This window comes from Methylocapsa polymorpha, assembly GCF_045689225.1.
Taxonomy (GTDB): Bacteria; Pseudomonadota; Alphaproteobacteria; order Rhizobiales; family Beijerinckiaceae; genus Methylocapsa; species Methylocapsa polymorpha.
In genome coordinates this window covers 2,171,429-2,183,015 of record NZ_CP136862.1, presented here as the reverse complement: position 1 = coordinate 2,183,015, position 11,587 = coordinate 2,171,429, and the positions used below count along the sequence as shown (strand labels likewise).

At 62.4% G+C, this 11,587-nt stretch carries 9 protein-coding genes; 2 read left to right on the top strand and 7 right to left on the bottom strand.

Features of this window, described 5'->3' with window-relative positions; genetic code table 11:
- Positions 1-160 precede the first annotated feature (160 nt).
- Positions 161-943 carry a Tim44 domain-containing protein gene (locus tag RZS28_RS10045; protein WP_407337633.1) on the top strand — a complete coding sequence of 261 codons (783 nt, stop codon included), beginning with the start codon at positions 161-163 and terminating at the stop codon, positions 941-943.
- A gap of 136 nt (positions 944-1,079) precedes the next feature.
- Here RZS28_RS10045 and RZS28_RS10040 read toward each other — a convergent pair whose 3' ends face one another.
- From RZS28_RS10040 to mntR, 4 genes are all read right to left on the bottom strand, one after another.
- The gene (locus RZS28_RS10040; protein ID WP_407337632.1) at positions 1,080-1,679 is read right to left on the bottom strand and encodes a hypothetical protein; all 600 of its coding nucleotides are present in this window, start codon (positions 1,677-1,679) and stop codon (positions 1,080-1,082) included.
- Between the two features lie 574 nt (positions 1,680-2,253).
- Positions 2,254-3,093 (bottom strand): tetratricopeptide repeat protein, encoded by an 840-nt coding sequence (locus tag RZS28_RS10035; RefSeq protein ID WP_407337631.1) that lies wholly within the window; start codon positions 3,091-3,093, stop codon positions 2,254-2,256.
- Positions 3,074-3,499 (bottom strand): hypothetical protein, encoded by a 426-nt coding sequence (locus RZS28_RS10030; protein ID WP_407337630.1) that lies wholly within the window; start codon positions 3,497-3,499, stop codon positions 3,074-3,076. The genes RZS28_RS10035 and RZS28_RS10030 overlap by 20 nt, the downstream gene beginning before the upstream one ends.
- Before the next feature lie 461 nt (positions 3,500-3,960).
- The gene (gene mntR, locus RZS28_RS10025; protein ID WP_407337629.1) at positions 3,961-4,428 is read right to left on the bottom strand and encodes a manganese-binding transcriptional regulator MntR; all 468 of its coding nucleotides are present in this window, start codon (positions 4,426-4,428) and stop codon (positions 3,961-3,963) included.
- A gap of 169 nt (positions 4,429-4,597) precedes the next feature.
- Between mntR and RZS28_RS10020 the strand changes: the two genes are divergently transcribed.
- Positions 4,598-5,902, top strand: a complete 1,305-nt coding sequence (locus RZS28_RS10020; protein ID WP_407337628.1) for an Nramp family divalent metal transporter — start codon at positions 4,598-4,600, stop codon at positions 5,900-5,902.
- A gap of 72 nt (positions 5,903-5,974) precedes the next feature.
- Here RZS28_RS10020 and RZS28_RS10015 read toward each other — a convergent pair whose 3' ends face one another.
- The 3 genes from RZS28_RS10015 to RZS28_RS10005 form a co-directional block, all read right to left on the bottom strand.
- A complete protein-coding gene (locus RZS28_RS10015) occupies positions 5,975-8,722 on the bottom strand; it encodes a valine--tRNA ligase (protein ID WP_407337627.1) in 2,748 nt (915 codons plus the stop codon).
- Positions 8,723-9,015: 293 nt separating this feature from the next.
- Positions 9,016-9,573 carry a PopZ family protein gene (locus RZS28_RS10010; RefSeq protein ID WP_407337626.1) on the bottom strand — a complete coding sequence of 186 codons (558 nt, stop codon included), beginning with the start codon at positions 9,571-9,573 and terminating at the stop codon, positions 9,016-9,018.
- 328 nt (positions 9,574-9,901) lie between these two features.
- Positions 9,902-11,332 carry a TolC family outer membrane protein gene (locus RZS28_RS10005; RefSeq protein ID WP_407337625.1) on the bottom strand — a complete coding sequence of 477 codons (1,431 nt, stop codon included), beginning with the start codon at positions 11,330-11,332 and terminating at the stop codon, positions 9,902-9,904.
- Positions 11,333-11,587: the final 255 nt, after the last annotated feature.

Here is an 11,587-nt window from a genome sequence, read left to right as displayed (position 1 = left end):
AATATTGATTTTCACCGCGATGCTCGCGATGGGCTTTTCGGCAGACGCCTTCGCCCGTGCGGGGTCCGGCGGCTCGTTCGGCAGCCGAGGCGGGAACACCTTCAGCGCGCCGCCGGCAACGGCGACGGCGCCTAGAGGCGCGGCTCCCTTGGAGCGCTCCATGACCACGCCAAACAGCGGCGTTTTCAGCCGTCCCAATCCAGGCGGATTTTCTTCCGGCGGCTTCTTTTCCGGCGGCTTTGGGCGGGGCCTTCTCGGCGGCCTGCTCGGGGCCGGTCTTTTCGGCATGCTGTTCGGGCATGGGCTATTCGGCGGCCTCGGCGGCGGCATGTCGATCCTCGGCCTTCTCCTTCAGGTCGGGCTTTTGTACCTGCTGTTCAGGCTCGTCATGGGCTTTATTCGCGGCCGGCGGGCGGCCGTCCCGAACGGCCCCTATGAGTCCGGGCCGGCCGCCTCGCCCTTGTCCGGCTTTGGCGGCGGACTCGGCGGCTTTGGCGGCGGATCTGGGGCCGCCGCGGCGCGTCAAGCGCGACTCGATGTGAGTCCTGCTGATTTCGCCGTATTTGAACAAAGACTGGCGGCGATCCAGGCCGCCTATAGCGTGGAGGATCTCGACGCCTTGCGGTCGCTCACGACGCCTGAGGCCGCCTCTTATTTCGCCGAGGACCTCGCCGTCAACGCCAGAAAGGGCCTGGTCAACAGACTGTCCGATGTGACGTTCCTGCAAGGGGACCTCTCCGAGGCCTGGCGCGAAGACGCGAGCGAATACGCCACCGTCGCAATGCGTTTTTCCCTGATCGACACGATGGTCGATCGCGCCACCGGAAAAATCGTGTCGGGCGATCCGAGGACGCCAGAGCAGGCGACCGAGGTGTGGACCTTCGTCCGGCGCGCAGGCGGCGGACCTGGCGACTGGAAATTATCGGCCATTCAACAGGCGTGATCAGTAGGCGATCGGCGATCGGGGCGCCCTGCGCCGATCGCCGGCCGCCATTTAGATTGCTGCAGGGCGACCCTCGCTTAGGGAGCGCCCTGCCCCCCCTCGCCGTGGACGCGCCAGCGTCCACGGCAAGAATGCGTCAACTGCTTTTGACGGACAATTTCAGCTTCTTGCGATGCTCATCCCAAACATAAAACCCCACTGCGGCTCCGACCGCCGCGATGGCGAAGATCAAAACGAAAATCCATTGGCGCGCGCCTTGCTCGACGGTCATGACATATAGGCCGGACATCACCATGTCCTTATCGCCGCGCACCGTCACGAGGACCGCATATTTGCCCGGCTTGTCGAAGGTCACGGGGAAGGTGACGACGCCCGTCGGATAGGTTTTTGGCGGCAGATGGGCAAGCGTTACAGAATCGAGATTGTCCCCTGGCGCCACATCGGCTTCGGCGTTCCTGACCACGCGGACTTCGATCGCCATGTCCCGAAGCTCTTTCGAGATGGCGTTGAGCGTGATGGAGACAGGTCCCGGGGCCGGGATGTCAGCGCATACGTCCTCCCTCGAATCCGACGAGTAGGAATATGCGGCGACGCGTAGTTCATGCATGCCGGCCATCAACATGCAGCCCATGTCCATATTCATGTCCATGAGGCTGCTGTCCTGGGCCTCCGCGCGCGCGCCGAGCAGAACAACCGCCAAAACCGAGGCGCCTACAAGCCGGCTAAGTCCAATCATAGGCACATTCCCTCCACCACGTTTTTCAGTCTTCGGAGCGGGACGCAGATATAGGCTCCGCTATTGCAACATCCCGAAAGTCCGGCGCTTCGTTCTTCTCCGGCCCGAGCAGAATCGCCGCGAAGACGGACGATCCGGCGGATCAGGCGCCGGGATACGTAAAACGAAATCGAAAGATCTCTAGCGCGCCAAGTCGAGACGCACGCTCGGACAAACCGTCTCACCCCGTTTCAACCGCCAGCCCTTAGCGCTGCAACAGAAAGGCCTCGTCCAAAAACGACGCCGACACATAGGCGACGGTCTGGCCGGGCGGCCGCCGACCTCCTGTTCGCGCGGGTATTTGACATCTCAAATGCGCTTCGGCAACAGCTTTTCGCCATTCGTCCGCGCAGGAGCAAAACCCACGCGCCGCCGCGACGTCGGGACAGGCTCTGCGATCCGGCGGGAAGAGTCAGATAGGCGCCTCGGGCTGAGCGGCGAAGGGCCAAGAGGCGGGGAGCGAAAGCAATTCGGCGAGGCCGACGCGCGCGCCTGCCCCGCCAGTTGATTGACGCATGCCGAAGAACGACAAAAATCAGTATTGCCGCTTCAGATGGTCTTCGAGATAGGTCAGCGCGAGTTGGCGATCCTCGTCGCTGGCGGCGCCCATGGCGCGGTCATAGAGATCGATGATCCATTGATCCTTCTTGGAGTCGATCGCGGCTTCCCGCGCCAGCGTCAGCCACATGAGAGCCCGCGCGCGCTGGGGCGGGATCCCGTCCATTCCAGCGAAGAGGATCTGGCCGAGCATAGCCTCCGCCTGAACATGGCCCTTTTCGGCGGCGAGACGGAGCCACGGCAGCGCTTGACGGCTATCCTTGCCGACGCCGGCCCCGTCGAGATGCATCCGCGCCAGATTATACTGCGCGTTGGCGTCGCCGAAATTCGTCGCGGCATATTGGAACATTTGCATCGCGCGCGCAGGATCAGGCCGCACTCTGGCGTCGCTTATCCCGTTCAGGCTGTAAACGCCGACCGCGACAAAGGCGCTCGCCACAATCGGCAGATCGCGCCGGTTCGGGCTGTCCTCGTCGTAATTCACGACGATCTGCGAGAAATAGTCATAGGCCTTGACGTCGTCGCGCGGAACCCCGTCGCCGCTGGCGTAGATCTTGGCGAGCTTCCATTGCGCGCGGGGCTCGCCGCCGGCCGCGGCGTATTTCAAGGCTTCAATGGCGGACCTGGAATCGCCCGACTGGAAATCCTCGAGACCAGCCTTCAACGCCGCTCGCGGAGTTTGGTACAATTTCGTCGGCGCCTTGTCAGCCGCGGCGCCATCGGCGCCTTCCAGGGCGCGGATGTGTGTGCCCCAAAGGCAGGCTGCGGCTCCAAAAAGCGCAAGTGCGGCGATGCGGCTAGATGTCAGCATAGACATGGGCTTCTTCCAAGACGCTCAAATGAGGCGCCGCGCCGGCCACGACCGGCCTACCGAGATGGGCATATCCACATAACGCACCGGAACCGATTTCGGTTTTACGCAATTCGTAATTTTGTCCGCGCTCTGCGAAATCCGCATCCCCCAAATGGAGGCTAGCCGGCTCTTTCGTTAGACCGATCGCGAAAATGTCACCATCGCTCATGCGCGGGATCATCCCTTGACGCTCCGTGGCGATGTTGCGTGGCGCGGCCTCGCGCCAACAGGATCCAACTCCGGCGGCCTGACGGATCTGCCCACGCATCAAGCCCATGACGTTGGGATACGCGCGATGCAGCGCGCGCGATGTGCCATCCGTCACATGCCGGTTGGGAACTTGGCTCTCGTCGAAAATGCGCGCGTTCATGAAAAGCAGCCTGAGCGAGTTTACGAACCTGTCTGATTTTGTGGGGTTCATCGCCCGAGAGCGATGTCGACGCCGCACGGGGAAGCGGGCCCAAGAATCCTATCGCGCGACGCGCTCGGCCAAACCGCCGCCGCGCCAAACTAAGCTTGTTTCGCCCATAGATTAGCGAGTTGTTCGCCGCTGAAAAGCATCTTTCTTCTTGGCCGGCCAAGTCGAAGCTAGGTTGCTGCATGCTGTGGCTCAAAAGGCACAAAAGTTTTCCGGCGACCCATTGGCACGGCCGCGCGGCCATGCTCGACGGCCCGCGACAGCCCCCGAGCCGACTGCCGGCCGGGCTCAACGATCCAAATCGCCGTGAATGAATCGCTTGCTCCGGTTGAGGTTCCGCGCGGCAGGTTAAGAATGCCTTAACCATGCCGACCCTGCTGGAGCCTCCGGCGCGAGACCTGAAAAGCGTGCGATCAGGACGCCGTGGCCTGGCGCTTCAGAAAGCGACAGAAAGCAGTGAGGGCGACATCCGATACGTGATGCTCGATGCCTTCGGCGTCGAGCTCCGCGCATTGCCGCGGGACCCCTACGGCGACCAGGAGATCGACGACGAGCCGGTGGCGCGCGCGGACGCGCGCCGCAAGCCCATGTCCTTCGGGCGTCAAGAAGACGCCGCGGTAGAGCTTGGAGGTCGCGAGCCCCTCGCGCTTCAGACGGGCGATGCTCTTGATCGCGGTCGCATGCGAGACGCCCAGCCGGCGGGCGATGTCGGTCGGGCGCGCCTCGCCGCCGCTCGCCAAAAGATCATCGATCAGCTCGACATAATCTTCGAGGACGGCCGTCGCCTGCGCCGAACGCGCTTTCTCGAAGCGAAGCGCATGGTCCGCCTCGGCCGGCAGCTCGACAGGAGTTTGGGCCGACGCCGCCTTTTTCGTGGTCATCCCGCTCTTGTTCCTTCTTGGCGATCGCGTCGCGCTTTGCGGCCGGCTAGTTAGGTTCAAAGAAAACACGTTTGTGTCAATATTTTTATCATTTGATTATTTTGTAGCCGATGCTACATCTTAATGGCTGGCCAGCCATGTCGGACGCGGGGGCCGGAAAGGACGCGGGATGACGGAGATCGTCGCAACGGGCGGCCAATTGAATCGGACGCAGGTCGCCATTCGCCAGGTGCTCGATGGCCATCGAGGCGGCTGGAGCGCCGTGCTTCCGATGGTCGGGCCGGCCGTGATCGCTTCGATCGCCTATATGGATCCCGGCAATTTCGCGACAAACATCCAGGCCGGCGCGAAATATGGCTATGGCCTGCTTTGGGTCGTTCTTGTAGCCAACCTGATCGCAATGCTGTTTCAGGCCCTGTCGGCGAAGCTCGGCATCGTGACCGGCCGCAACCTCGCCGAATTATGCCGCGAGCAATTCCCCCGCCCTCTGGTCTTGGCCATGTGGATTGGCAGCGAGGTCGCGGCCATGGCGACCGATCTCGCCGAGTTCCTCGGCGGCGCGATCGGGCTCTCCCTGCTGTTCAGCCTCCCGCTCTTCTGGGGCATGGTCGTCACCGCGATGGTGACCTATGGCGTTCTGACGTTCGAGAGACGCGGCTTCAGACCGCTCGAGTTGATCATCGGCGCCTTGGTCGCGATCATCGCCCTCTGTTATCTGGTCGAGATGTTCATCGCCCCGGTGGATTGGGCGGCTGCGGCATATCATTCCTTCGTTCCCGAACTCACAGACGCCGCGGCGGTCACGATCGCCGTCGGCATCATCGGGGCGACGGTCATGCCGCACGCCATCTATCTCCATTCCGGCCTCACCCAGGCGCGGATGCCGGTCCGCAATGACGCCGAGCGGCGCAAGCTCCTCGGCTTCTCCAACATGGAAGTCATCGTCGCGCTGGCGATCGCCGGAATCGTCAACATGGCGATGGTCATGATGGCCTCCGCCGCTTTTCACAAAGGCTATGGCGACGTCGCCGAGATAGAGACCGCCTATCACACGTTGACCCCTCTCTTGGGAGCCGGAGCCGCCAGCGTCTTCCTGATCTCTCTCCTGGCGTCCGGCGTGTCGAGCTCGGCGGTCGGAACCATGGCCGGCCAAATGATCATGCAAGGCTTCGTCGGGTTCAGGATTCCCATATGGGTGCGGCGGCTCGTCACCATGGCGCCGGCATTCGTAGTCGTAGGGCTGGGGGTCAACGCCACCGACGCGCTCGTCGTCAGTCAGGTCATTCTGAGCCTTACCCTGCCGCTTCCCATGATTGCGCTTCTGGCCTTCACGCAGCGCGCCGATATCATGGGCGTTTTCGCCAATGGCCCCGTGACCCGCGCCGCCGCCGCCGCGGGAGCAGCGCTGGTGTTGCTTCTCAACGCCGTGCTTCTGCTGCAGACATTTGGCGTTCCCCTACCCTTCTTGGGCTAAATGGGCGCGACGCCTTGTCCGGCGCCCATCGCATGGGCTGACTGAGACGGCCGCTGCGAACCTGCGTCCAGGTCAAGCCCCGCTGAGCCGCGCGGCGGCCGCCTCAAGCTTTTCCGCCCTGGCGAGGGCCTCGGCCAGTCTTTCGCGGTTTTCCTCGACGACCTCCTCGGGCGCGCGCGCGACGAAATCGGCATTGCCGAGCTTGGCTTCGATCTTCCCCGCATCGCCTTTCAATTTGGCGATCTCTTTCACGAGCCGGGCCTTCTCCGCATCGAAGTCGATGATCCCCTCGAGCGGCAAGGCGGCGAGCGTCCCCCGCACGATCAGCTGAACGGATTTTTCCGGCGGCTCGGCAGCAAAGGAAATCTCCGAGAGCCGCGCGAGACGTTTTAACGTTTCTTCCAAGCGAAGCGCTCGGGCCTCGACATCGGAGTCTTCAGCCCGGTGGACAAAGACGAGCTTGATCTGCGCGCCGGCCGGAACGTTGATTTCCGAGCGCACCGAGCGCACCTCCGAGACCAGATCGACCAGCCAGCCAATTTCCGCCTCCGCCTCGGCGCTCTTATGGGCGTCGAGCGCGTAGTCCTCGGGCTTCGGCCACTCGGCCAAAGCCAAAAGGCTTTTGCGCGGCGGCGCATCGGCCCCCTTGATCGCCCAGAGCTCCTCGGTGATGAACGGCATGAAAGGGTGCAGGAGCTTGATGATCCCGTCGAGGACGAAGGCCGTCGTCGCCTGCGTCTCGATGCGGTTTTGCTCATCCGACCCCTGCAGGAGCGGCTTCGCCAGTTCGAGATGCCAATCGCAGAAAATATTCCAGACGAAACGATAGGCGGCGTTGGCGGCGTCATTGAAGCGATAGGCTTCGATAGCGGCGGCGACCTCCGCGACAGCTTTCGCGGTCTCGCCAAGAATCCATCGGTTGAGCGTTATTGCGACGTTATGTCGATCAAACCCTTCCCCATAGGCGCAGCCGTTCATCTCGGCGAAACGCGCGGCGTTCCAGAGCTTTGTCGCGAAATTGCGATAGCCTTCGACCCTCTGCGTCGAGAGCTTGATGTCGCGCCCTTGCGCCGCCATCGCGGCCAAAGTGAAGCGCAAGGAATCCGCGCCATATTGCTCGATGAGGTTCAAGGGGTCGATGACATTCCCCTTGGACTTCGACATTTTCGCGCCCTTCTCGTCGCGGACGAGGGCGTGGATATAGACGTCGCGAAAGGGGACCTCGCCCATGAAATGGAGGCCCATCATCATCATCCGAGCCACCCAGAAGAAGATGATGTCGAAGCCGGTGACGAGCGCATTGGTGGGATAATGGCGCTTGAGCTCCGGCGTCTCGTCCGGCCAGCCGAGAGTCGAAAAAGGCCAGAGCGCGGAGGAGAACCAGGTGTCGAGCACGTCCTCGTCGCGGATGAGATTGGTCGGCGCGCCATAATAGGTGGCGGCGGCGATTTCAGCTTCCGCTTCCGACATTTCGACGAAGACTTTCCCGTCCGGGCCATACCAGGCCGGGATCTGATGGCCCCACCAGAGCTGGCGCGAGACGCACCAGGGCTGGATATTCTCCAGCCAGTCGAAATAGGTCTTCTCCCAATTTTTCGGGATGAAGCTCGTCCGGCCGGCGCGGACGGCTTCGAGCGCCGGTTGCGCCAAGGTCTTTGCGTCGACATACCATTGGTCGGTGAGCCAAGGCTCGATGATTGCGCCGGAGCGGTCGCCATGCGGGACCGTATGCGCATGAGCCTCAATTTTATCGAGGAGGCCGCGCACGTCCATCATCTCGACAATCTGGCTTCGCGCCGCCTCCCGCGGCAATCCATGCAAATTATCGAGGACGAAGCCGGCGTCTGCGGAGGAATCGAGCCCGAGGAGGAAATCATCATTCTCCTGGAGATCCAATTCGGCCTCCGCATTGAAGATATTGATCAGGGCGAGCCTATGCCGGCGTCCCACTTCGAAATCGTTGAAATCATGCGCCGGGGTGATCTTCACCGCGCCGGTGCCTTTTTCCGGGTCTGAATATTCGTCGGCGACAATGGGGATCAAGCGGCCGACAAGCGGCAGCCGCACTCTCTTGCCCTGAAGATGGATATAGCGGACGTCGTCGGGATGAACCGCGACGCCCGAATCGCCCAACATGGTTTCCGGCCTCGTCGTCGCAACGACAATGTATTCGCCGGTCTCGGCGCCGCCCTCATCGACAACCGGATATTTGAAATGCCACAAATGTCCCTTGGTCTCGACCTGGACCACTTCCAGGTCGGAGACCGCAGTCAAGAGCTTCGGGTCCCAATTGACGAGACGCTTGTCCTTGTAGATCAGACCTTCCTTGTAGAGCTGGACAAAGACCTTCACGACGGCGCGGGAGAGGCCCTCATCCAGGGTGAAACGCTCGCGCGACCAGTCGCAGGAGGCGCCGAGCCTTTGCAATTGGGCGGTGATTGCTCCGCCCGATTCGGCTTTCCACGCCCACACGCGGTCCAGGAATCTTTCCCGGCCGAGGACGCGGCGGCCTGGCTCCTGGCGCTCCATCAATTGGCGTTCAACGACCATTTGGGTTGCTATTCCGGCATGATCCATGCCGGGCTGCCAGAGCACGTCCCTGCCGCGCATGCGCTCGAAGCGGCAGAGAATATCCTGCAAAGTATTGTTGAGCGCATGACCCATGTGCAGGGAGCCGGTGACGTTCGGCGGCGGAATGACGATCGTGAAAGGCTCCGCCCTTGCGCGCTCCGGGCGTCCCGCGCGGAACGCCGCCGCGTCTCGCCACGCCGCCGCGATACGGCCTTCGACCGCCTTGGGATCGAAAGTCTTTTCCATCATCGGATCATTTTCTTCCGTCGTCCGCCCGCCCCAGCTATGGCTTCAGGCTTTTCAGGATGCGAGCGATTGCAAACGCGCGCGCGAAAGGCAAGCCATTAGAATAGTTCGCGCGAAGACGGAAGCAGGAAGCGCTCCGCCTCAACAGGCTCGGCGGGCAAATGCGGATCTTTCCGATTGCGCGGCGCTTTCAAGCGATCGAGGGGCGTTCGAGGGCGCAGGCGCGATCGGCGCCAGGGTCGACTTCCGGCGCGCCTAGCGTAAGCCGGAGGAAAAGGAGCGCCGCTCTCGGCGCTCTAATCTCCCTGCGCCAACCGCTCAATCTCAGCCTGGACGAGGCGCTCCACGAGAGCTGGCAGATTGTCGTCGAGCCAGGCCTTGAGCATGGGGCGAAGCATTTCATGCGTCAGGGCGGCGATTGCGTCGGAATTCCGCACAAATCGGCTGGCGACGAGAGCATTGAACGCCGAGGCGACTGAAGCATCGGCTGCCGGCGAAAGAAGATGAGGCGGCGCGTCGAGATCGACCGTTGCGCTCGCCGCTGGGTTCGGCTTGGCGGAGGCTTCCTTGCCGAGAGGACGCGAGGCGCTCGGCTGATCGCCCTCCAAAGCCCGGATGTCCGGCGCATGATCGAGCCTGGGCTCATATGCGGCGTCGGCAAAGTCGGAGGTCTCAGCGTCAACCTCCGCCGTCGCTTGCGACGTCTCGGCCGGGAGGGCGTCGCGGCTTGCAAAAAGCGCTTGATCATCGGCGATGATCCGCCGGATCGAAAGCAGGATTTCCTCCATCGAAGGCTCATGCGCCCTCGGTTCGGGCAGATGGCTGGTTTTCGGAAGAGGGTTGGCTCCGCTCATGGCCTCAAATGCTTTCAAAACACAGACAATGGCGATCCCGTGGCCGGCGTGTCGAAGACATTGGCCACCCATGCGAATCGCAAGACCCGGCGCCGCCAGCCGCTGCCGCCGATTCGCAGAGCCAAGTTAGCCCCAGCTTGTCCGGGCTGGCAAGGCGAAGCATCGGAAGCGTCGCGAAACCGCCGCGACATTGGTGGACAAAGGCTCGAAGGCTCCAGCGTTTGCGCCGTCTCGCTAGGAAAGCCAATTTCCCGAATGGGCGGGCCGGCCTTCAGGAATTGTCGCAGAAGCGCCTTGACCGAAACTGTCGTCGGTTAGCGGGACCTGATCAACGTCCGTCCGGCGTGCGAAGGCCAATCCACTTGTCCTTGACCTGATCGAAATGGATCGTCGGATCATAGACCACGACATTCAGGTTGAGGTTCTGGGCGGAAAGGCGGCCGATCGAGGCCATCACCGCATAAGAGGCGACGACCCTGTCGCGCTGGGCGGAGACGAGGGTCACCCGCGCATTCACCAAGATCTGCTGTTGCTGAAGAACGTCGAAGGTCGTGCGCTGGCCGACTTTGGCCTCTTCGCGGACGCCGTCCAGCGCGATCTCCGCCGCCTTGACGGCGGCCCTCGACGACTGAACAACGGCGCGCGCGGCGTCGAGCTGGCCCCAGGTCGAGACCACGCCCGCCCGAATCGAGTCACGCTGCAAATCGGCCTGCAGACGGGCTTGGCCAAGCGACTCTTTGGCCTGCCGCACCCGCGCATAGACTTCGCCGCCCTCATAGATCGGCACCGTGATCTGGCCGAGGATCTGGGCGTTGAATATGTCATAGTGCGGAAAACCATTAGCGGCCAATTCCTTCTGGGCGCTCGCGGTTACGCCAACCGTGGGGTAGAGCTCGCCCTCCACCAGCTTGACCTGCAAGGCGGCCGCGTCGACCGAATGCAACACGGACTGAATGCTTGGATGCTCGGCGAGCCCGATTTGAACGGCTGAGTCCACATTGCGCGGCAAAAGACTTTCAATTGTCCGCGCAGGCTCCAGCCTGGTCGGCTGGACGCCAATCACCTGACGGTAATTGGCGATGCTGGTTTGCAGGTTGCCTTGGGCGGCGAAATAATCCGAACGCCCGGTGGCGAGACTCGATTCCGCTTGCGCAACGTCCGTCCGCGTCACCTCGCCTACGTTGAACCGGTCGCGGGTCTGGCGCAGCTGTTCTTCCAGAACGATGATGTTGTTCCTGCGCAGGTCCAGAATGGCGGTGTCGCGCAAAACATTCATATAGGCCGTCGCGCCATTCAGCAGAACGTTCAGCTCGGTGTTGCGCAAGTCCTCGCGGGCGCCGAAAATATTCGATTCCGCCTGTCGCACGCCGTTGATCGTGCGGTTCCCATTGTAGATGGTCTGGGTGATGTTCAGCCCATAGCCTCTCGGCACCGAGCTATCCTTCTGGTTCAGCAGGGTGCCGGTGGTGTTCGAGGTGCTGTTCAAATAGTTGTAGCCGACTTCAGCGACTGCGCTGGCGGTCGGCCGCCAAGTCGAGCTGGCGCGCGGCAGATTTTCGTCGGAGACGCGCACCCCGGCGCGCTGCTGGTTCAAATCGGGGTTTCCGGCATAGGCCAGCGCCAGGGCGCCTGACATTGTTTCCGCCGCCGCAGGCGGCGCAGCGAGAATGAACGCCCCGCCAAGGAGCAGGGCTCCGGCGAAGCTCGCCAAGAAATCCCGCGCATTGGCATTGGACGCATACAGAGCGGCACGGCGCATCGCAGGCAATCAATCCTTCATTTCCAGACCACGTCGCCTTAATCGGACTGAGGCGGCCTATCGGCCGCTCCAGCCAAGGCGATCCGACCGAGGGTCTCGTTCCGACCGGATGCAGGAGCTTACCAGCACAGGACAATGCGTGTATTGCCTGCGGCGCAGCCGCTGATCAAATCCGGCCAATGACGCAAAAATACAACAACCCTGGCATAAATAACTGGAATTTCAGGCGAAACTTTGGTGACGCGAAACAGCTTG